General features: G+C 35.1%; 20 protein-coding genes. 16 read left to right on the forward strand and 4 right to left on the reverse strand.

The window, feature by feature from the left end; translation table 11 throughout:
• Positions 1 to 85 precede the first annotated feature (85 nt).
• Positions 86 to 1075 (forward strand): hypothetical protein, encoded by a 990-nt coding sequence (locus H560_RS0102905; protein ID WP_027378654.1) that lies wholly within the window; start codon positions 86 to 88, stop codon positions 1073 to 1075.
• Here the strand turns inward: H560_RS0102905 and H560_RS0102910 are convergent.
• Positions 1039 to 3342 (reverse strand): GH92 family glycosyl hydrolase, encoded by a 2304-nt coding sequence (locus tag H560_RS0102910; RefSeq protein ID WP_027378655.1) that lies wholly within the window; start codon positions 3340 to 3342, stop codon positions 1039 to 1041. The two genes, H560_RS0102905 and H560_RS0102910, sit on opposite strands and share 37 nt — an antisense overlap.
• Before the next feature lie 263 nt (positions 3343 to 3605).
• Here H560_RS0102910 and lepA point away from each other — a divergent pair, with 263 nt between their 5' ends.
• A complete protein-coding gene (gene lepA / locus H560_RS0102915; RefSeq protein ID WP_027378656.1) occupies positions 3606 to 5402 on the forward strand; it encodes a translation elongation factor 4 in 1797 nt (598 codons plus the stop codon).
• Positions 5403 to 5487: 85 nt separating this feature from the next.
• On the opposite strand, the gene H560_RS0102920 is transcribed toward lepA, so the two are convergent.
• A complete protein-coding gene (locus tag H560_RS0102920) occupies positions 5488 to 6117 on the reverse strand; it encodes a DUF1579 domain-containing protein (protein WP_027378657.1) in 630 nt (209 codons plus the stop codon).
• A gap of 122 nt (positions 6118 to 6239) precedes the next feature.
• On the opposite strand from H560_RS0102920, the gene H560_RS0102925 reads away from it, so the two are divergent.
• The 12 genes from H560_RS0102925 to H560_RS0102985 all read left to right on the forward strand — a co-directional run bounded on the left by H560_RS0102925 (position 6240) and on the right by H560_RS0102985 (position 16904).
• A complete protein-coding gene (locus tag H560_RS0102925; RefSeq protein ID WP_027378658.1) occupies positions 6240 to 6935 on the forward strand; it encodes an NUDIX hydrolase in 696 nt (231 codons plus the stop codon).
• A gap of 343 nt (positions 6936 to 7278) precedes the next feature.
• The gene (locus tag H560_RS0102930; protein WP_027378659.1) at positions 7279 to 7614 is read left to right on the forward strand and encodes a hypothetical protein; all 336 of its coding nucleotides are present in this window, start codon (positions 7279 to 7281) and stop codon (positions 7612 to 7614) included.
• 3 nt (positions 7615 to 7617) lie between these two features.
• Positions 7618 to 8484, forward strand: coding sequence for a hypothetical protein (locus H560_RS0102935; RefSeq protein ID WP_027378660.1), 867 nt, complete (start codon positions 7618 to 7620; stop codon positions 8482 to 8484).
• Between the two features lie 2 nt (positions 8485 to 8486).
• Positions 8487 to 9557 carry an adenylosuccinate synthetase gene (locus H560_RS0102940; RefSeq protein ID WP_027378661.1) on the forward strand — a complete coding sequence of 357 codons (1071 nt, stop codon included), beginning with the start codon at positions 8487 to 8489 and terminating at the stop codon, positions 9555 to 9557.
• A 216-nt stretch (positions 9558 to 9773) separates the two neighbouring features.
• On the forward strand, positions 9774 to 11006 hold the full coding sequence (locus tag H560_RS0102950; protein WP_228372407.1) for a TIGR02452 family protein: 1233 nt from the start codon (positions 9774 to 9776) through the stop codon (positions 11004 to 11006).
• Positions 11006 to 11917: an ADP-ribosylglycohydrolase family protein gene (locus H560_RS21000; RefSeq protein ID WP_051289123.1), complete on the forward strand. Its 912-nt coding sequence runs from the start codon at positions 11006 to 11008 to the stop codon at positions 11915 to 11917. Before H560_RS0102950 ends, H560_RS21000 begins: the two co-directional genes overlap by 1 nt.
• Positions 11907 to 12419, forward strand: coding sequence for an O-acetyl-ADP-ribose deacetylase (locus H560_RS0102960; protein ID WP_027378662.1), 513 nt, complete (start codon positions 11907 to 11909; stop codon positions 12417 to 12419). Before H560_RS21000 ends, H560_RS0102960 begins: the two co-directional genes overlap by 11 nt.
• Before the next feature lie 120 nt (positions 12420 to 12539).
• Positions 12540 to 13226 carry an SIR2 family NAD-dependent protein deacylase gene (locus H560_RS0102965; RefSeq protein WP_027378663.1) on the forward strand — a complete coding sequence of 229 codons (687 nt, stop codon included), beginning with the start codon at positions 12540 to 12542 and terminating at the stop codon, positions 13224 to 13226.
• Entirely contained in the window at positions 13226 to 14167 is a 942-nt protein-coding gene (locus tag H560_RS0102970) for an ADP-ribosylglycohydrolase family protein (RefSeq protein ID WP_027378664.1), read from the forward strand. Before H560_RS0102965 ends, H560_RS0102970 begins: the two co-directional genes overlap by 1 nt.
• An 11-nt stretch (positions 14168 to 14178) precedes the next feature.
• Entirely contained in the window at positions 14179 to 14721 is a 543-nt protein-coding gene (locus H560_RS0102975) for an RNA 2'-phosphotransferase (RefSeq protein ID WP_027378665.1), read from the forward strand.
• Complete coding sequence (locus H560_RS0102980; RefSeq protein WP_027378666.1) at positions 14718 to 14939, forward strand: hypothetical protein; 222 nt, start codon at positions 14718 to 14720, stop codon at positions 14937 to 14939. The genes H560_RS0102975 and H560_RS0102980 overlap by 4 nt, the downstream gene beginning before the upstream one ends.
• Before the next feature lie 240 nt (positions 14940 to 15179).
• On the forward strand, positions 15180 to 16904 hold the full coding sequence (locus H560_RS0102985) for a M14 family metallopeptidase (protein WP_027378667.1): 1725 nt from the start codon (positions 15180 to 15182) through the stop codon (positions 16902 to 16904).
• Between the two features lie 49 nt (positions 16905 to 16953).
• Here the strand turns inward: H560_RS0102985 and H560_RS22890 are convergent, their stop codons facing one another.
• Entirely contained in the window at positions 16954 to 17115 is a 162-nt protein-coding gene (locus H560_RS22890; protein WP_155844944.1) for a hypothetical protein, read from the reverse strand.
• Positions 17116 to 17514: 399 nt separating this feature from the next.
• On the opposite strand from H560_RS22890, the gene H560_RS0102995 reads away from it, so the two are divergent.
• The gene (locus H560_RS0102995; protein ID WP_027378668.1) at positions 17515 to 18309 is read left to right on the forward strand and encodes a T9SS-dependent choice-of-anchor J family protein; all 795 of its coding nucleotides are present in this window, start codon (positions 17515 to 17517) and stop codon (positions 18307 to 18309) included.
• A gap of 48 nt (positions 18310 to 18357) precedes the next feature.
• Here the strand turns inward: H560_RS0102995 and H560_RS0103000 are convergent, their stop codons facing one another.
• Positions 18358 to 19239 carry a cupin-like domain-containing protein gene (locus tag H560_RS0103000; RefSeq protein ID WP_027378669.1) on the reverse strand — a complete coding sequence of 294 codons (882 nt, stop codon included), beginning with the start codon at positions 19237 to 19239 and terminating at the stop codon, positions 18358 to 18360.
• Positions 19240 to 20172: 933 nt separating this feature from the next.
• On the opposite strand from H560_RS0103000, the gene H560_RS0103010 reads away from it, so the two are divergent.
• A complete protein-coding gene (locus H560_RS0103010; RefSeq protein WP_027378670.1) occupies positions 20173 to 22881 on the forward strand; it encodes a carboxypeptidase-like regulatory domain-containing protein in 2709 nt (902 codons plus the stop codon).
• The last annotated feature ends 160 nt before the right edge of the window (positions 22882 to 23041 follow it).

Genomic DNA, 23041 nt, shown 5'->3' on the forward strand with positions numbered 1-23041 from the left:
TTGGACGACTCTTGCAATTTACTTGTGAGAGGCGTTTAATTTTAAATTAATTTATATTTTTGGGGGGAATTATGAAGCATAAATTATGAAGAAAATTATTTTGTTCTGTTTATTTTCGGCATTTCTTTCTGCACAAAAAATCCAATTTGTAGAGCTCGGAAAGAGTATTAAAGATAAAAATCATGTTGCAAAATCTCTTACCTTGCTAGATAGAAGAAATGATAAATCTATAGGTATAGTTCCTCATAGAAAAGAACCTTATGAGCTAAAATTTGAAAAAGATGATCTGGAAAAATTATTTTCAGACTGGTTTTTAGAAAATAATAAAGAAAGAGGAAACACAGAATATTTTCTTATGTTGGAACATTTGAAAGTCAATGATATTCCTACCGAAAGATCAGTTAATGGACATTTGGAGATGAAAATATCTACCTTTTTAAAAAGAAATGAAAAATTTTATTTTTTGAAAAAATCTAGTGTTTCAAAAGATTACCCACAGAAAGATCATGCTTATATTACAAGAGTAATAGCGGCAAAAATATCTTCCGAATTAGCCAATATTGTTAAAGATTCATACATTGAAAAAGGTTTAAATATTCCTGTTTCCGAAGGCGATCTTGAAAATTATGAAAAAGTAATTACCGAGCAACTGCCGGTTTATCAATCAGAGACTTTTACAGATGGCGTTTATAAAGACTATAAATCGTTTGCAGAACAAAAACCTGATAAAGAATTTATGGTAAAAAAGAACAAAGACGGAGTCATTAAAGGTATAAAAAGAGTAGATGGTTATGATAATCTGGACAAAGATGCTTTCGCAATTATCGATAATGGGATTGCTTATAAAAAAACGCCTGTAAGTTTCATTGAGATTGAAAAAGATGATGAAGGAATTTTTATAATGACATCTGAAGATGAACTTTTTCCTCCAGATTCGTTAATTACAACTGGTGCGGCAATGGGCGGTGCAATTGGAGGCTTAGTCGCCGGCATAATAGATATTGCAGCTGCAAAAATACGCCGGCAAAATGCGAAGTATTACAGAGTAGGAATTGATAAACTTACAGGAGAATAAGAATAAGGGAAATCCTGTTCATTAGTTCCTCTTTCTTTATTCGGTTTAGAAGTCATATCAAATTTCAATGTTGCTCCTTTCAATAATTCCTGGTGGCTCAGCCAGTTTTTAGAATATTTTTTTCCTTTAAATTGTAAAGAATTGACGTAAAGGTTTTCATTGCTGTTGTTATCAGCTTTAATTTCAATGGTTTTTCCGTTTTCTAAATGAATTTTGGCATTTTTAAACAATGGAGCGCCTAAAACATACTGATCCGTTGCCGGAGTTACCGGATAAAAACCAAGCGCCGAGAAAATATACCAGGCCGAAGTCTGGCCGTTATCCTCATCACCGCAATATCCATCCGGAGTTGGCTGGTAAAGACGATTCATTGTCTCACGAACCCAATATTGTGTCTTCCACGGCTCTCCGGAGTAATTGTACAAGTAGATAATATGCTGAGCAGGTTGATTTCCGTGAGCATACTGTCCCATATTCGTATTTACCATTTCCTGAATTTCATGAATGGTTGAACCATAATAAGAATCATCAAAAACAGGAGGTAATTCAAATATTTGATCTAATTTTTTTGAAAATTCTTTTCTTCCGCCCATCAGTTTTGCCAGTCCGTCAATATCCTGAAAAACCGACCAGGTATAATGCCATGAATTTCCTTCCGTAAACGCATCGCCCCATTTGAATGGATTGAATGGTGTCTGAAAACTTCCGTCCTGATTTCTTCCGCGGGCTAATTTTGTTTCAGGATCAATGACTTTCTGGAAATTTTGAGAGCGTCTGTAATATTCTTTCCATTCAGATTCGGGTTTTCCTAAAGCTTTTCCTAATTGAGCAATCGCAAAATCATCATAAGCGTATTCCAAAGTTCTCGCCGCGTTTTCATTGATTTTTACGTCATAAGGGACATAGCCCAATTTTTTATAATATTCAATTCCCAATCTGCCCGTGGCTTGTGGACCTTCATTATTGGCTCCGTGAAGCAAAGCCTGATATAAAGTTTCAATATCATAGCCTCGCAGCCCTTTCATGTAGGCATCTGCAACCACCGAAGCAGAATTATTTCCAATCATAATATCAGAATACGAGGGACTCGACCATTCCGGAAGCCAGCCGCCTTCTTTGTAATCATTAATTAACCCTTTCTGCATTTCAATATTGATGCTTGGATACACTAAGTTCAGAAAAGGGTAGAGCGCCCTGAAGGTGTCCCAGAAGCCGGTTCCTGCAAAACGATATCCAGCTTCCGTTTTCCCTGAATACGGACTGTAATGAACAACTTCTCCAGCTTTGTTTATTTCATACATTTTGTGAGGAAAGCAGAGCATTCTGTATAATGAAGAATAAAAAGTTCTCATTTGATCAATAGTTCCGCCTGCGACTTCAACTCGTTTTAGTTTTTCGTTCCACGCCGTTTTGGCTTTATGTAAAGTTTCATCGAATGAATCTTTGCTTAATTCCCTTTGTAAATTTAATTCTGCCTGTTCCAAACTGATGAAGGAAGAAGCAACCTTTAAATTCACTTTTTCGCCTTTTTTGGTCGCAAAACCAACAATTGCACCACAATGATCTCCTGTGATTTCCAGCGCATCTTTTACAAAATCTTTATCCTTCCAGGCTGAATATTTCGTGAATGGTTTATCAGCATAAATCACAAAATAATTTTTAAAACCAACCAGTTTTCCTCTCGAATATCTTGTTGAATACCCTGTAATTTTATTTTGAGATGGAATAATCGTAATGCTGGAACCTTTATCAAAGGCATCCACCACAAACCATGAATTTTCAGAATCCGGGTAGGTTAAACGCAGTTGGGCAGCTCTTTCTGTCGGGGTAAGTTCTGCTGTTACATTATGATCTGCCAGATAGACACTGTAATAATAAGGTTTTGAAACCTCTGATTTATTGGAAAACCAACTCGCTCTTTCGTCTTCATTAAAACGCATTTTACCGGTTACAGGCATGATGGAAAACATTCCGTAATCATTCATCCAGGGAGAAGGCTGATGCGTTTGCTTAATTCCGCGGATTTTATCAGCATCGTAAGTGTATTGCCATCCGTTTCCGTTTTTTCCGGTTTGGGGCGTCCAAAGGTTCATTCCGTGAGGAACAGCAACAGCAGGATAGGTGTTTCCATTGGAAAAGGAAGGTTTTGAAAGTGAGCCGATTAACGGATTTACAAATTCTTCCGGATTTTGAGGCGAGTTTTCAACCCATTGAGATTTTAAATGGGAGAAAGGTATAATTAAAAGGAGTAAAAGAATTTTTTTCATTTTTAAAAATACGTTTGAAATTTTTAAAGATTTTCAATGGGAAAAGTTAAAGATTTTATTTAAATGTAGAATCATAAAAAGATTCCGGTAGCTTATAGGTTTTAAAACCCATAAAAATTCTTAACAGTATGATATTCCATTTTACAAAAGTATTAATGTTTTTACGGGATAAAAATTGTGCTATTTATGTTTAAATGAGATTTAAAATTAAGAACAGGAATTATCCCGCATTTTATTATCTTTGCAAATTACAAGGTTCTTAAATGAAAAACATACGAAATTTTTGCATAATCGCCCATATCGACCACGGTAAAAGTACTTTGGCGGATCGTCTTCTGGAGTATACCAATACGGTGACCCAGAGAGAACTACAGTCTCAGACGCTGGATGATATGGATTTGGAGAAAGAACGCGGGATTACGATTAAGTCTCACGCCATCCAGATGGATTATGAATATAAAGGAGAAAAATATATTTTAAATCTGATTGATACACCGGGACACGTTGACTTTTCTTACGAAGTTTCCCGTTCTATTGCTGCCTGTGAAGGTGCGCTTCTTATTGTAGATGCAGCGCAAAGTATTCAGGCACAGACAATTAGTAATTTATACTTAGCGTTGGAAAATGACTTAACAATCATTCCGATTTTGAATAAAATTGACCTTCCTTCTGCAAATCCTGAAGAAGTAACAGATGAAATTATGAATTTAATAGGTTGCGAATATGAAGATGTTTTAAGGGTTTCAGGAAAAACAGGTGAAGGTGTTCATCACTTATTAGAGCAGATTGTGGAAAGAATTCCGGCTCCGGTTGGAGATCCGGATGCTCCGCTTCAGGCTTTGATCTTTGATTCTGTTTATAATCCTTTTAGAGGGATTGAAGCCTATTTCAAAGTCGTAAACGGAAGTATTTCTAAAAACGAAAAAATTAAATTCTTCGCAACAGGAAAGGAATATGGAGCTGATGAAGTAGGTACATTAAAGCTGAAGCAGGTTCCAAAGAAAACGATCCAATGTGGAGATGTAGGATATTTGATTTCAGGGATTAAAGATGCAAGGGAAGTAAAAGTAGGGGATACCATCACTTCTTTTGAAAATCCGGCACCCGCTCCCATTGAGGGTTTTGAGGAAGTAAAGCCAATGGTTTTCGCAGGTATTTATCCTATTGATTCTGAAGATTTTGAAGAATTAAGATTCTCTCTGGAAAAATTAAGATTAAATGATGCTTCCCTGGTTTTCGAGCCGGAAAGTTCTGCAGCTCTTGGTTTTGGTTTCCGTTGCGGTTTCCTGGGAATGCTTCACATGGAAATTGTTCAGGAAAGACTGGACAGAGAGTTCAATATGAACGTGATTACTACGGTTCCGAACGTTTCTTATTTTGGTTATACTAAAAAAGAACCGGAAGTTCCGATCCTGATCAACAACCCGTCTGAAATGATGGATCCTTCCACCATGGATAGAGTAGAAGAGCCTTTCATCAAGGCTTCGATCATTACGAAATCTGATTTCGTAGGTGCTGTCATGACGCTTTGTATTGAGAAAAGAGGTGAGATTGTTAACCAGAGTTATTTAACATCAGAAAGAGTTGAATTAATTTTCAATATGCCTTTGGCTGAGGTTGTTTTTGACTTCTATGACAGGCTGAAATCTATTTCCAAGGGTTATGCTTCGTTCGATTATCATCCGATAGGATTCAGGGCTTCTAAACTCGTAAAAATGGATATTTTGATCAACGGGGACATGGTGGATGCACTTTCTTCATTGATTCACGATTCTAATGCCTATCACATTGGTAAAAAAATGTGTGAAAAGCTTCGTGAATTGATTCCCAGACAGCAGTTTGATATTGCAGTTCAGGCAGCATTGGGAACAAAAGTTATTGCCAGAGAAACGATTAAAGCATTAAGAAAAGACGTTACTGCAAAATGTTATGGAGGGGATATTTCCAGAAAGAGAAAACTTCTTGAAAAACAGAAAGAAGGTAAGAAAAAAATGAAGCAGATTGGTAGAGTGGAAGTACCGCAATCAGCATTCATGGCTGTTTTGAAACTAAATGATTAAGTTAAGAGCCAAGTAAAAAAGGCGAAAGATAAAAGCAAAATCCGCAGAAATTTCTGCGGATTTTTTATTAGGGTTTAGTATATCTTTATTTCCTTGTATATTTTATTTCCATAGTTTTGAACTCTTTTCCGGTCTTGGAATCCGGGCCGTACATTTCCATGGTCTGGTGATTATCATCCACAAAGGTAAAGACTTCCCTTACATCACAATCTTTTTCAGGTCTTGCCGGATCTGTCATTTTTCCTTTGAATTCTATAGATTTTTTTGAGGCATTCCATTCACCCTCCATGTGCATGATTCCTGTTCCCATATTGTCGATCCAGGAGCTTACAAATTTCTTTTTTGCATTGTCATATCCCAGCATACTGATTCCTTCGAAAGGCATTCCCATAAAATTCCCTTTATGCTCACTCATTTGGTAACGCCCGCCCAGAACCATTTTGTTCACGGCTTCTGTAGTGCTTGTCATGGGTTGCCCGCCGTTTTCCATCCACATGGTGGTTTGTCCGGTCCAGTTTCCGTCAGATTTCGCAAGCATTTTGTGCATATCTCCCGGAGTTGCAAAATCCATCCATGCTTTGGTAGCCGTTGCAGAATCTACAGGTTTCCATTCTGCCGAGTCTGTTTTTTTAGAATCTGAGTTGGCAGGAACTTTTCCTTTTTCACAAGCTGCCAATAGGAAAACAGCACAAACAGTACATAATAAATTTTTCATAATCGTTTAGTTTTAAGTTGTTTATAAATTTAATGAAAATTATAAAGCAAATTTTTTTATTTTAAGTTTGATAATGATTATTCTAAGCTTAACTTTGTGTATTCACAACGCAAATCAATACAATGGAGTCTCCAAAAAAATTACAGGATATAAAAGTTGCCGTAGATGCCGTTATTTTCGGATATTTTGATAAAAAAGATCTTCAGCTATTGTTGATTAAAAGAAATATTGAACCTTTTAAAGGAGGTTGGGCGCTGCCGGGCGGACTCGTTCTTGACGATGAAAATCTGGATGACGCAGTGAGACGAGAACTTTATGAAGAAGCGGGCATAAAGCCCGATTTTCTGGAACAGCTTTACACTTTTGGGAATGTAGGCCGCGATCCGAGAAATCGTGTTGTTTCGATAGCTTATTTGGGGCTTGTTAATCCTTCTTATCACGAACTTTTTGCAGATTCTGATGCAGATGATGCACAATGGTTCAGCGTAAATCAGCTTCCGAAGCTGGCGTTTGACCATCAAAGTATTATTGAGACTGCATTAAAAAGACTCCGTACCAAAATTCAGTATCAGCCGATTGGTTTCAATCTTTTGAATGAAGAATTTGCCTTTTCCGACTTGGAGAATTTATACAAAACCATTATCGGAAAGGAAATCGACCGCCGGAATTTCCGCAAAAAAATAATGAGCTACGGACTTCTTAATGAAACCAACAACATAAAAAAAGAAGGCAGTGGCAGACCTGGAAAGCTTTTTACTTTTAATCAGAAAAAATATAAAGAACTGGAAGAGCAGGGATTTTATTTTGAAATTAAATAGCTGTTCTTAAACAGAACTTTACGAATCAATAGGAACGGGCTTTAGCCCGTTTTTTATCAATAAGCAACCATTGGCTTTAGCCAAAACGTTAAAAATAAAAATAGTTAAATCATTTTATTTTCAAAAACATCTATATTATTTTAGAAGTTACAGAATTTTTTATTCTGATAATCAATTATTTGGACTTATTAGTGTAAAATTAACGCAAATAAATTTGGTTTATAAAAGTATATTCTTTTACATTTGTGTGATAATAACGCAATAAAAACTTGCTCTTATAGAAATTAATGCTTAACCGTGCACTTTTTAATTAGCGTAAAAATAACACAAATAAAAATGAATTATGGAAGAAGACTTAAAACCCAGATTCATCGAGTCGTTACAAAGAAATAATGACCAGATAAGAGAAGACCGTGCCCGAATTATCGGAGAAGATGCAGCGCTGATTTACAGGCGGCGAGTGGAAGATATCGAACTGAAAATCAAAAAGCTGGAAAGAGAGCAGGAAGGCTTAACCGACATCAGTCCCTTAGACAAAAACAGTTTGACATTCGCTGATTTTCAGCCGGAAGCATTTGTTCAGAGAGACATAGAATTATCACTAACAATCAGAAATTTAAATATTCAGCTGGAATTGACAAGAAACAGATTTGAATATTTATTCGGCAAAAAAATTTAAGTTATGGGAAGTACAAGATACGACATGGACGCTCGTTTTGACAGAGCAAGAAAAGCAGGATATGCATCAAAATCTGCAAGTGAAATTTTCACGCAGAATGCAAAAAGAAAAGCACACGAATCGATGAATCCGCACGGCATTTCTTTTAGAGAATCAAGGGATTCTTCAGTTCATCCTAATTCAGTTCCTATTATTTTGGGATTGGATGTCACAGGAAGTATGGGACATATTCCTTATGATTTGATTCAGGAAGGATTACCAAAACTGATGGGTGGAATTATCCAGGGCGGTGTTCCCGATGCAGCACTCCTATTTTTAGGAATAGGTGATCATGAATGTGACGGCTATCCTTTGCAGGTCGGTCAGTTCGAATCTGGAGATGAAGAGCTTGATATGTGGTTAACAAGAACTTATATTGAATCCGGAGGCGGAGGAAATGCCGGAGAAAGCTATTTACTGGCTTGGTATTTTGCCGCTTTTCATACAAGAACAGATGCCTTTGAGAAAAGGAATCAGAAAGGATTGTTATTCACTGTTGGCGACGAACCTTGTCTGAAAACACTTCCGGCTTCCGCGATCAGGGAAATTATGGGAACAGGTCAGCAGACTTTTAAGCATACCGAATTACTGGCAGAAGCACAAAAGAAATATGAAGTTTTTCACATCAGTGTTTTGCATTCCGGACAGGCTGTAAATGCCGGTAAAGGATGGAAAGATCTTTTGGGACAAAACTGTTTGTCAATCGAAGATTACAGAGATGTTCCGAAGGTGATCAAAGATGTGGTTTGCAGCAGATTTAAAGATCGTTTTACAAAAACAACAGATGGACGGACAGATTTAGGAGATTTAGATCATATTCAAATGTATTAAAAATGAAAACAGCACAAATAGTTATAGGCTTAGGATTTGGTGACGAAGGAAAGGGCATCACCACCGATTTTCTGGCTCAGCAGCATCCTGAGTCTGTAGTTATTCGGTTTTCGGGTGGTCAGCAGGCGGCGCATACGGTGATGATTGATGATAAAAAGCATATTCATTCCAGCTTTGCAAGTGGAGCGTTGCGTGGCTTGCCTTCGTATTTTACAGAACACTGTACGATTCATCCGCCGTTTTTGTTCAATGAAAGGGAAGAATTAGTTCAGAAAGGTGGAAATATTGAATTACATATTCATCCGTTAGCCAAAGTAACAACGCCTTTTGATGTGCAATACAACAGAAGAAATATCAAAAATCTGGAACACGGAACATGCGGAAAAGGAGTGGGTGCAACCATGAAAAGAAATGAAAGTCCGTTTAAATTATTTGCTGTTGATTTAATCGCTCCAAGGACGATGCTGATTGAAAAATTAAAAGGAATTGCAAATTATTACGGATTTGAAGAAGGAGAAGAAATTGAAACAGCCTTGCAGGATTTTTTAGAAGCAATTGATAAAATCGACTGGAAAATAGAAGGGTATGAGTATTTAAAATCATTTGATCACCTTATTTTTGAAGGAAGCCAGGGAATTTTACTGGATATGGATCATGGCGTTTTTCCGAACGTGACCTATGCGAATACAACTTCAAAAAATGCGTATGAAATCTGTAAATTATTAAAAATTGAAGATATAGAAATGTTTTACGTGACCAGAAGTTACTCTACCCGTCACGGAAGCGGATGGATGAGCAATGAAAAGTCACTAAAACTGAAAAATAATCAGGAAGAAACCTGTACTTTTAATGAATATCAAAAGGATTTGCGTTTTGGAGATCTGGATTATGATGTATTAAATTATGCCTTAAAGTTGGACGAAGCCTACGTTGTTGCACAGAAGAAAAATCTGGTGGTAACCTGTCTTGATCAATTAGATGAAGCGTTTAAAATTGAAAATCTTAAGATGAAATTTGATGCAGTTTTTGGATCTTATTCTCCGTATTCAAAGGATTTTAAACAAATTTATTGATGAAAAATTAATAATTAAACGCAATATTTATATCAATAGGAATGGGCTTTAGCCCATTTTATAATAAAAGAATTCAATGGCTTTGGCCAAATTAATATAAATATATGACTTTGAAAACTTTGCTGAGTTGAACGCCTTTGCGAACTTAAAAATCAATAAATTATTAACAAAAAGCCTTTGTGGACTTTGCGTTAAAAATAAAATATAAAAAGTAAAATGATGAAAACCAAAATACTCTACAGACCCGTCGGAGAAAAAGAAATGATTTTAATTATAGAAAGTAATTATAAAAAATTTCCTCCAAGATTAGAATGGCAACCAATTTTCTATGCTGTTTTGAATGAAGATTATGCTTCCGAAATTGCAGAAAAATGGAATACCAGAGATGAAGCAGGGAATTATCTCGGATTTGTAACCAAATTTGAAGTTCTGGAAGAGGAAGTGAACAAATATCCTTCTCAAAATGTCGGAGCAAAAAACCATAATGAATTATGGGTTCCATCAGAAGATATGGATACTTTTAATCAGGCAATTATAGGAAATATTGAAGTAATAAAAGTGTTTGTAGGAAATGATTTTAAAATTCCTTCAAATGCTGATATAGAAAATTTAATATTAAACATAAAAAAACTAACAATGACAAATAAAGAAATGGCAAAAGACACATTAGATATTCTTGCCAGAAAATATTATATAAACGAACATAACGAAAAAATCAATATAGAAAACGAAATGGAAATTTCTACAAAAGGAACCATTTTGTTTTCACCAGAAGAACTTTTGGAAATATCTAAAAACGAACTTCCCGAAACCAATTTTGAAACGCAGTTTGAAGTCTGGAGATGCAGTTCTTTAAAAGCTATTTTACAATTAGCCGAAGAAGAAAATCAGGAAAAACTGATGTGTCTTAATTTTGCATCAGCAAAAAATCCCGGCGGAGGTTTCATCAATGGAGCAGAAGCGCAGGAAGAAAGTCTGGCAAGAACTTCAGGACTTCATGACAGCTTGCTTCAGGGTTGGGAATATTACGAAACCCATCGTGCAATGGAATCTTGTTTTTACACAGATATGATGATCTACAGCCCGAAAGTTCCGGTTTTCAGAAAGGATAAAGGTGAACTGTTACCGAAACCAGTTTTGTGCAATTTCATCACTTCTCCGGCGGTGAATGCAGGAGTCGTAAAACGTCAGGAACCGGAAAGGGCACATGAAATTTTCGGGGCTATGGATGTAAGAACGGATAAAATGTTGGCTCTAGCTTTAAACCAAGGAAATGAGACATTGATTTTAGGAGCATGGGGATGCGGAGTTTTCAAAAATGATCCGAAAGAAATTGCCGAATTATTTAAAAAACATCTTCACGGAAAGTATAAAAATAAATTTAAAAGAGTGGTTTTTGCAATTCTTTCGAAAAAAGAGGAAATGATAAAACCGTTTCAAGAGATATAATGGAAATAAATAAACTCTTACTGGCTGCAAAATCACTTTTGGGCGTTGCTATCGGTGATGCTTTTGGAGAAAGATTCTTCGGAGAAGAAAGTTTGATGAAAAGTTATATTCATCAGAGAATGATTCCTGAAAGTTCTTTAGATTTCACAGATGACACCATTATGGCAATTGCAATTTTCAAATCTTTGGAAAAGTATGATGAAATCAATCAGGATTTTCTTGCAGAAGAGTTTACAAAAAATTATTACTTAGACGTTAATAGAGGATATGGACCGTCTATGCATCAGTATTTTAGGGCGATAAAAGATGGGGAAAAATGGAAAGAAGTTTCTTATTCAAAATTTGACGGACAAGGTTCGATGGGAAATGGCGGAGCAATGAGAGCTTCGGTGATTGGGGCATACTTTTTTGATGACTTGGATAAACTTAAATTAAATGCAGAGCGGTCATGTGAAGTGACTCATGCAAATAAAGAAGCTGTTGAGGGAACAAAAGCGGTCGCTTTGGCTACAGCTTTTACGATTGAGGAAAAGTTAGGACTGATAAAACTTGGTCAACAAGATTTTATTCAAAAAATTCAGGATGAATTGAATGATTCTGATATGAAAAGTAAACTAAACAAAGTTTTATATTTAGATGGTAATCCAAGTATTGAATTATTAGTCAAAACCCTAGGAAATGGAATTAAAATGACCGCTCAGGATACAGTCCCTATCGTCATCTGGATGCTTTCAAGATACAGAAACAATTTTGAAGAATGTCTTTGGAATACTGTTTCTGTCTTAGGCGATAGAGATACAACTTGTGCAATGGCTGGAGGAATAAGTATTTTATCATGTGAAGAAAATACAATTCCTGATTGGACAAAGAATGTAGAAAAATGGGAAAAAAGCAGATTTTATGAAAATTGAATTAATAAAAGCAGACATCACCAAAATAAAAGCAGATGCAATAGTAAACGCCGCCAATTCATCCTTACTCGGCGGAGGCGGAGTTGATGGAGCTATTCATCGGGCGGGCGGAAAACAGATTTTAGATGAGTGCATCGAAATCAGAAACCGGCAGGGAAAATGCAAAACAGGTGAAGCGGTGATAACCTCTGCCGGAAATCTTCCCGCAAAATATGTTATTCACACCGTAGGCCCTATTTGGAATGATGATGAAGAAAAATGTTCTGAACTATTAGCAAATTGTTATCAAAATTCCTTGAAATTGGCAGAAAGTCGGGAGGTAAAAACCATTGCTTTTCCTAAAATAAGTACAGGCGTTTACAGATTTCCAAAAGAACTGGCAGGGAAAATTGCTGTTGACCAAGCGAAAAATTTCCAATCAGATGTTATAGAAAAAATTATTTTTGTCTGTTTTGATGATGAAAATGAAGAGATTTATAAAAAGCTCCTGGAAAGATTTTAATGTGATAATTTAACCCTTCATGTTCTTTGCTGAGTGAAAGGCCTTTGCGAACTTAAAAAGCAGCTAGTAGAAAAAAATCTTTGCGAACTTTGCGTTAAAGATAAACTATAAAAAAACAAAATGAAAAAACTAACCATATTAACCGGCGCCGGAATCAGCGCCGAGAGCGGAATAAAAACCTTCAGAGACGGAGATGGTCTTTGGGAAAATCATAATATAACGGATGTGGCAAGTCCGGAAGGATGGCAAAAAGACAGAGCTCTCGTATTGGAATTTTACAACCAGAGACGCCGCCAGCTTCATGAGGTTGAACCGAATGATGCACATAGATTATTGGCAGAGTTGGAGAAATATTTCGAAGTTCAGATCATCACCCAAAATATTGATGACCTGCATGAAAGAGCAGGCTCTACCCATATCATCCATTTACACGGAGAATTGTTTAAGTCATGCTCCTGTAATAATAAAAATTTGATTTACGATCAAAAAGGTGATATCAATATAGGAGATAAGGCTGAAGACGGTGCTCAGCTAAGACCATTTATTGTTTGGTTTGGGGAAGATGTTCCATTGATGAAAGAAGCAACAAAAAAAGCAAAAGAAGCAGACATTTTCTTAGTAATCGGAACGTCTTTACAGGTTTATCCGGCGGCAGGATTACTTCATGAGATCAAAGATGATTGTCTTTTAATTGTTATCAATCCCAACGAAACAAACTTCGGATACGGACAAAGAGCTGTTGTGATGAAAGAAACGGCAACTCATGGAATGAAATTGCTATTTGATAAACTGGTAAATCTTGCCTGATGGAAAACATTGTTAAAGCAGGAATTTTCGGAGTTTGTGTCGGTGATGCGTTGGGTGTTCCGGTGGAATTTAAAAGCAGAGAAACTTTGAAAAGTTTTCCTGTTGTAACCATGCAGGAATTCGGCTCTTGGAACCAGCCGAAAGGAACGTGGAGTGATGACAGTTCGTTAACCCTTTGTATTGCAGAACAATTAAGTAAAGGATATGATTTAGAAAAAATTGGAGAGAGTTTTGTGAAATGGGTAAAATATGGACATTGGACGGCTCATGGAAGACTTTTCGATATTGGCGGAACAACAAGACATTCAATTGCAAGATTAATTAAAGGTGAAAGTGCCAGATTTTCAGGAAATATTTTTGAAGAAGATAATGGGAACGGTTCTTTAATGAGAACTCTTCCCCTAGCTTTTTATCTTAAAGATGAAGAAAATATTGAGATGTTATATCAAACTGTAAAAGAAGTTTCATCCATTACGCATGGGCATTTTCGTTCTGTCTTTGCATGTTTTATCTATGTGATTTTTGCAGTTGAATTAATAAAAGGAAAAGATAAAGAACAGGCTTATCATCATACTCAAAAAGCAGCTTTGGAATTTGCAGAAATTCAAGGTTTTAACCCAAAAGAAATTCAGCTTTTTGATAGGGTTTTAAAGGATGATATTTCAGATTATCACGAAGATACAATTAGCTCTGGAGGCTACGTTCTCAACAGTTTAGAAGCTTCACTATGGTGCTTTCTAAATTCTGAAACATACTCCGAAGCAGTGTTAAAAGCAGTTAACCTGGGAGAAGCCACTGATACAACCGGAGCTATCACAGGAGGAATTGCCGGAATTTATTATGGCTTTGAAAATATTCCCGAAGAATGGATTGCGGCGTTGGCAAGAAAAGAAAATATTGAAAACTTATGTAGTAAATTAGAAAAAAAACTAATGAAATGAAAACAAATACCATGAACGAACAACAAAAGAAAAAAACAAGCAAATTCCTGAGCTATGTTCTCAGGCATCATCCTGAACTCATTGGTTTGAATTTGGATGAAAACGGATGGGCAGATGTTGAAGAGTTAATTGCAAAATCTACCAACGATTCTCAGGGCTTTACCTTTGAGGAGTTGGATGAAATTGTGGAAACCAATGATAAAAAACGCTTTATTTTTAATGAAGATAAAACAAGAATCAGAGCAAATCAGGGACATTCTATTGAGATTGATCTGGCTTTAAAACCACAACAGCCACCGGAATTTCTCTATCATGGAACGGCTCAAACGAATATTGATTCTATTTTAGAAAAAGGAATTGAAAAGAGAAATCGGCAGCATGTTCATTTAAGTCAGGACAAAGAAACCGCAACCAAAGTTGGAATGCGCCACGGAAAACCGGTTATTCTGATCGTTGAAGCAGGAAAAATGTTTGCAGATGGAATAGAATTTTATCTTTCTGACAATAACGTCTGGCTCACAGATTTTGTGGATGCAAAATATATTTTGAGATGACATTTAAAGAATTTGAACAAAAAGTAAAAGACTTTTCTTTGGAAACAGATAGTTTAGAACAAAGAGTTAATGAATTGTTCGGGGAGGATATTCCTGCTGCATATATTGCACGTTTTATTACTGATAAAAAAAACTGTAGATTGGTAGATGTTGAAAAAATTTTTAATTCTTGTCCGAATTATATAAAAAAATATGTCATACAAACGGGCAGAAAATGAAAAGAACATTAGCAATAGGCGACATTCATGGCGGATTCAAAAGTCCTGAACTATTTTATCTTTGAGTTTCTTCCTTCGTCAGAAGGACAAGCTTCTGCATTAATTTCTTCGCTGAGTGAAACGCCTTTGCGAACAAAAATATACAGAACAACTTTAAATAAACCTTTGCGGCCTTTGTGTTAAAAATAATAATCAGTTTCCTAAACTTTAAGTAATTTTGAAGCTCGAAATAGCACTTCCATGAAACTGAAATATCTTTTATTTTCTCTCTTTACATCTTTTGCATATTCTCAAACCCAATTTCAGACTCCTTTTGAGAAAGGAAATGGAAATCAGACGGCAAACTATGATGAGATGAATGCATATTATGAGGATTTGGCTAAAAATTTTAACACGATTCAATACCTGAAAAAAGGACAAGATGATAACGGAAAACCAATATATGTGGTCATTTATAATCCTTTTCCCGAAAAAGATATAGAAAAAATAAGAAAAGAAAAAGCAGTTCTCTTCATCAATAATGGCATTCATCCCGGTGAACCGGACGGAATTGATGCTACGATGATGCTGATGCGCGATCTGGCGACGAAAAAAATCAAAACTCCGCAGAATTTTATTGTGGCAGCTATTTCAGCCTACAATGTGAGCGGAATGCTGAATCGGGGCTCATTTTCCAGGGCCAATCAAAACGGTCCTGAGCAATATGGCTTTCGGGGAAATGCAAGAAATTATGATTTAAACAGGGATTTTATTAAATCTGACACAAAAAACGCCAGAAGTTTTCAGGAAATCTATCAATGGCTGAAACCGGATGTTTTTATTGATAATCATGTAAGTAACGGAGCTGATTATCAATATACCTTCACTTATATTTCTACCTTTAAAGAACGTTTGGGAACTGTTTTGGGAGAGTATTTTTATAACAGTTATCAGACAAAAAACCTTGAAGATTTAAAGGAGCTTGGTTACGAAAGCACGCCTTATGTTAATATTCATGGGGATGTTCCTGAGGTAGGATTTGCTTCGTTCGAAGATTCACCGAGATATTCTACAGGATATACATCGCTTTTTAATTCTTTGGGAACCGTTCCTGAAACGCATATGTTGAAACCTTATGACAAAAGGGTGGACGCAACGTATAAATATATGTTCGTGAACCTTCAGAATTTAGATAAAGATTATAAGAAGATAAAACAGCTTCGAGTAGAAAATTTGAAGCAATACCAAGCCGGAAAACAATATGGAATCCGTTGGAAAATAGATTCCACAAAATATTCTACCATGGATTTTAAAGGATTCGAGGGAAAATATAAGCCAAGTGAAATTTCCGGAAAACCGAGATTGTATTATGACAGAAATAAACCTTTTACCAAAAAAATAAAATTATTTACAACGGCCGTTCCTACGGGCTATATTACGATCCCAAAATATTATGTGGTTCCGCAATCACAGTATCGTGTCATTGAAGAATTGAGAAGAAATAAAATTCAGATGAAAACGATGCAGAAAGACAGTGCTATTACAGTAGAATCTTATAAAATTAATGATTTTAAAACGGTTAAAAACCCATACGAAGGTCATTATCTTCATTTTGAAACGACTGTTGACAAATCAAGTAAAAAACTGACTTTCTCTGCAGGAGATTATCTGATTCCTACCCATCAGGACGGCGTAAAATATATCATAGAAACCCTTGAACCTGAAGCCTTAGACTCATTTTTCAACTGGAATTTCTTTGACGGAATCTTAGCACAGAAAGAATATTATTCAGCTTATATTTTTGAAGATACGGCAGCAGAGCTGCTAAAGAAAGATAATGATTTAAAGCAAAAATTTGAAGCGAAAAAAACAAGCGATAAAAATTTTGCAGACGATGGAAACGCCCAGCTGGACTGGATATACAGACATTCTCCTTACTTCGAAGAAAAGACCTTTAGACAGTATCCTGTTTACAGAATTTTGTAACTATCAACATAAAAAATAAGCTGCTAACTGCAGCTTATTTTATTTTCAATTAAAAATTATTGTAGTTGACATTTCCTGTTGCTCCCTGTGGCAGAAAAACAACTTTTCTTTTAATGCTTTTTGCTTTTTCAAGCGCTTTAATGGCTTTTTGACGTTCAACTTCTCTGTTAAAATGAGAATTGATGTTTTCTGATTGTGTAGATGAATTCATATGTAATATTTTTTTGTGTGTGTTAAATTCATCTAATCTAAAAGTGTACCGTTTTAGTTGATAAAAGCAATGATGTGGTATGTAAAATTTATTTTTTGTCTATGGGTAATCAACAGTTTTTAAAGCAGCAATAATTTAACTGCCAGTCAAAGATAAAGGCAGAGGGGAAAAATTTTTATTAAACTATAAAACAATAGAATAATTTTAACTGTGAAAATGTAGTAAAGTCATCTCCTCTTTTTAGAATAATTTACAAAAAAGACTTTATATATAATTATTTGGAGAAATATTATTGAAAAAAGTTTTTTTAAGATGATTTTAAAAATTTATTATTGAGCCTTCTTTATTTGTTTTTGTTTTTTGATGTTGATAATTTGCGTACAATAAAATTCAACAAATATGAAACAAATTAATCGATTAGCAATAGTTTTAGGATTATTGCCTGCGGTTTTATCTGCACAGTACACACAAAGTTTTGATGGTGCTTCAATGCCTTCAGACTGGACTGTCTCTAATGGCGGAGACCCTGAGAATACATGGGATAGATGGACATACTATGATGCCACATACGAAGTTTTCCCATATTCCGGATCAGCTTTTCTGGGAATAGAATTTTCTACAACCGCCCATGATGATTATGCGATATCGCCTGCAATTACAGTGACCCCGGGAGTTTCTGATAAGCTTAGTTTTTGGGCTATAAATGCTGCGAGCTTTTACACCGAGAAGTTTAGCGTAAAAATTTCTACAACAACTCCGGCAGTTTCTGCATTTACCACCACTCTGGCAGCAGACATAACCCCGCCAGGTGGCACCTGGACACAATATACTTACGATTTATCTGCTTATGCAGGACAAACGATTTATATTGCTTTCTATTCTTCTACTACGGATCAGTGGTTTGTAGGAATTGATGATTTTAAGGTAACATCAAGTGGTGCGCTGGCAACAACGGAAATCAGCAAAAAAGAAGCGAAAATCTATCCTAATCCTGTTGCAGATGTTTTGAATATTGAAAGTAAAAACAAAATTTCAGATATAAAAGTTTATGACCTGTCCGGAAGACTTCAGCTGCAGGTTCCAGGAAATTCTGAAAATGTAAAAATCAATGTTCAGCAGTTAACAAAAGGATCTTACATTGTGAAATTTAAGGAAGGAAATGAAGAAAGAACCCATAAAATAATTAAAAGATAAATTTTGCTTATAAAAAAAGAGACGTTTCTAAACTGAAACGTCTCTTTTTTATTTTGGTAAGCCTTTTTTTAAGGCCATTTCTGCTCTTTTTACAGCTACTTTTTCTTTCCAGTCCATATACTTTTTCTTGAAGTTTTTCTTCATAATGTCATCAAATTTGCGCTGTACCGTAAGATTCCATAAAGAATGTGCTTTCACTGCCCAGGATTTGTCCCAAGCCCTCAAAGAAATGGAGAAGCTTCCGTCCAGATACTTCATCCAGTGCCACCATCCCGTCGGCATAAATAAGGTATCTCCGTGCTCCAGGAAGCATTCAATTCCTTCTACGCCATCCAATGCCGGAAACTTTGTAAAATCCGGGTTTTCTATATCATAATCCTCCAAAGCATACGTTGCATAAGGGATTTGGTATAGTCTCTCTTTCCATTTATAATCAAAAAGAAGGATGTGCTTCCTGCCGTTGAAGTGGGTATGGAAGATGTGTGCCATATCAATATCATAATGAAGGAAGGTTACAGAACCTTTCCCCCCGAAAAACATAGAAGGATATTTATCTAAGAAGCCACCCATCAGATCTTTTGGAGAAATATAATCTTCCAATAGTTTTTTTGCCTGTTTTATAGGATCAAAAAAGAAAATCCTGAGATCGGTAGGCTCTCTTTGGATGAGGTCTATATAATCTTTGAACTGCATTTTTGCAGTGGGGGTATTTATGGGAGCGGCCGGATCTGCCTTGGAGCTGTCATACAACGGAACTTCTACATCTCCTACCACTTCCTTCATGTATTCCATTGTCCATTTCTGGTACGCAGGCCATTTTTTTGCCATGTTTTTAATTACAACAGGCTTTCTTGGCTTCAGATACTTTTCGATGAATTCCTGTTGAGTAATATCATCTACAACATCTATCGGCTTTAAGTTAATTCCCATCTTTAAAAATTTATGTTACAAAATTATTAAATAAATATATATGTTAACAAGTTTAAGCTTTTTTTAATCTATGATACAAATCAATTTTAACTATTTAGACTAAATAAAATATGGAAAATAAGGCTAATGTTGACCTGCTGAAAAGAAAATACCCTGCAAAAGAATTCACAGGGCAAAAACACAAATTGATTGAATAAAAATTCATTCTGAAGCGAAGATAAAACATTTATTTTAATTACAAAATTGCTGAAAAGAGGATAAAATATCGGCATTTTGAGGTTGGTTTTTAAAATTTTATCTAAATAAAAAATTATGCTTCAAATAAAAAATTAAATTTCCATTTTTATTGAATGATTTATTGTCAAAAAAAATTTTAAAATTTTTTTATTTTTTTACAAATTAATCTTCAATAGCCTGTTTTATTGGGTATTATCAATTGTAATTTTTCAACAGGACGTGATTTGTTCACCTTGTGTTTGCTTTTCTGAATATAAGTGCTTGCAAATATAATCGCTGTATAAAGCTAAAAAAACCCTGAAAAATCAGGGCTTAAAAACACAAATATTTAGATGAAAAAAACTCTATTATCCTTAAATCTGTTAGATTTAATAATCATAAACAGAAGAGAATAATAAATAAGTCTCATGATGAGTGAAATATTTTACAAAAATAAAAGTTAAAGAAAATATATAATAATTAAAACGGACAAAAATTTATTTTCGCCCTCAAAACGCTTTAAACTCTAAATAACATAGAATTTTTTTCTATAAAATGTGAAATATTATTACAAAAAAATAAGAGCTACGGATAATAAAAAAATATAACTATATTTGTAGTTATAATATTGGCTTTAACTTTCTTGTTTAAAATCTATCTTTATAAAAGTGTAACAAAAAAGCTATAACCTATAACTAATTAAGCAAATAATAAATTATGAAAAAGAAAATTTCTTTATTCCTTATGATTTTTTTCTCAGTACTGTCTTTTGCCCAAAAAACAGTTTCAGGAAAAATCACGGATGAAGACGGGGTTGCCATACCAAGTGCAAGTGTGACGGTGGAGGAGCCTGGTAAAGATGCTATCCTGACCTATGCAATTACAAATTCAAAGGGAGAATATAAAGTAAGCTTTACTTCTGCAGAACCTAATGTGGATATGAAAGTAAAAGCTTTCAACCAAAGACCCATAACAAAGCAAATAGCCAATAACGACCAGAATCTGGATTTTAAACTGCAGGCCGAAGCTACGGAAATCAAAGAAGTTCAGCTAAAAACAAAACTTATCACCGCCAGAGGTGACACTATTGCATACGATCTGAAAGCCTTCGACAGTAAAAGTGACAGGACTCTGGCAGATGTAATGAAGAAAATACCCGGCATTGAAGTAAACACAGACGGAACAATTCTCTATCAGGGAAATGCCATCAATAAATTCTATGTAAACGGAAAAGACCTTATGGAAGGAGGGTATGGAACCATCAACAACTCGCTTCCGAAAGATGCCGTACAAAAGGTAGAGGTACTGGAAAATCACCAGCCTGTAAAGATTCTTCAGGATAAAGTGCCTTCTGACCAGGCAGCCATCAATATCAAGCTGAAAAATTCGGTTACCATGACCGGCCGCGGTGAAGTAGGAGTAGGATTGGATCCTTTTTTATGGAATATAAAATTAACCCCCATGTTTTTCGGGCAGAAAAGTCAGTGGGTAGTTAATTATAAAACCAATAATGTAGGGGAACAGGTGGAAAATGAAGGAAATATTTTAGCTTTTGGAAGCGGATGGGAAGGGAGAAGAATAAATGCCTCACAGAATGACTGGCTTAATGTGGAAAATGCTAGTACACCAAATACTCCCGTAAAAAGATATTTAATGAATAATGTTCATTACCTATCAGCTAATTACCTTACAAATATTGACAAGAAAAAAGAATGGGAATTAAAAGCAAACGCTAATTATACCAATAATGCCGTTGAAAGGGAAGATTATAGAGAGACAATTTATTTAAACGGATCTAAAGTAATTAATAGCGTAAGAAATAATTTTTATACGGATAAAATAAAAGGTGAATTAATTTTTACTAAAAATGCAAAGAAGGGCTTCTTTAAAAATACAACAAGTTTTAGCCAGTTCTGGAACGGTGACAGAGCTTATGTAGAAAGAGATGCAAGAATAGGAAATGAATCAGTACAGTCGCCAACTTCATCATTCCAAAACTCATTGAGTACTATTATTCCATGGAAAGAAAAGATGGTAAACCTGAAATCTTATATCAGCTATCAGGATGATAACCAAACTCTTCAGGTTTCTCCGGCTAGTTATTTACTAATTCCTTTTAAAGTAAACGAAAATACAATTGACAGAATTAATTTTGCACCGGGTTCAATTGCAGAACAAAGGTTCAGACTTAAAACTTTAGACACTTCTCATTCTGCAAATATTAGTTTTTCCACAAAAGGCTGGACATTTACTCCACAAGTTGGATTTGATTTTTCATCAGATCAGCTAAATACAAACTTTGATGGATTAGCAGTTCCATTAAATCCTGGCGATATACAGCCAGATTTCAACAGTCCCGCTTATGAAAACAATTTAAAATTTACCGAAATTAATCCTAATGCGTCTGTTGGTGTAAATTATAAATCAGAGAATTGGAGTTTATTTGCAAATTTCCCTGTTAATTTTAATAATATTAAGGCTGAAGATGATTTAAGAGGTGTTTCTAAAACTTTAAACAGAACGACATTTACACCAAATATTTTTGCGCAGTATACATTTGCTTCTTTCTGGAAAGCAAGTGTAAACGGAAATATCAGTAATAATTTCGGTGACATTCAGACGGCTTATGCAGGATACATGCTATTGTCACCTACAGGATTTAATGTAATGGACCCTAAAAACCCGATACCACAAACAACAACTACAAGCGGAGGGGCAAGAATCGAATATAGAAATCCATTGAATAATCTATTCTTTAATGTTAACTACTCGTTAAGTGACAGCAAAAGAAACCTTTTAAGCTCACCAATTCTGGATCCATCTACAGGATTTACATTAATGCAGTACAGAGATCAGGAAAACCATTCAAAAAGCAATAGATTCAGTGCCGAGATTGGTAAATACTTCCCTAAATTTAAAACCAATGCTTCAATTAGCTACGGAAATACAACTTCAGTTTCAGATGCTTTCTTAGATGATCAGGAATTTAAAAATAAAAATAATGCCCAAACATACGGCTTCAAATTCAACAACACCTATTTCAGCTGGATGAGCTTAGATTACAATATGAGCTTTTCAAGAACAAAACAAGATAGCCGAGGTGGAGAGTTGGGAATTAATAAAGGGTATAATCACAATTTAGCACTTTTCTTTTATCCAATTGAAAATCATACCATTGGATTCAATTGGGATCAGGTAAATACATCTAATGGAAACAATAAGTATAACAACCCTTTTTATGATATTTCTTATCAGTTTACATGGGCAAAAAAGAAAATCGACTTTGAGTTAAAATGGATGAATGTTGCTAACCGAAGAGTTTTTGAAACATATAATTTAGACGGTCAGTTTGGATCAACCACATACACAAGAATCCAGCTTCGCCCAAGCCAGGTCATGTTCACCGTAAAATTCAACTTTAAATAAAAATTAAAAAAGCCAACCCTAAAAAAGGTTGGTTTTTTTAATAGTATAATTAGCTTTAAATTCTAATCTTCAAGTTTCCCATCTCAAACACAATTAAAAATATTTAAAATAAAAATAAAAAGAGATGTAACAAAAGTTAGAAACCACTAACTAATTAATA

Source organism: Chryseobacterium daeguense DSM 19388 (assembly GCF_000430825.1).
Lineage (GTDB): Bacteria > Bacteroidota > Bacteroidia > Flavobacteriales > Weeksellaceae > Chryseobacterium > Chryseobacterium daeguense.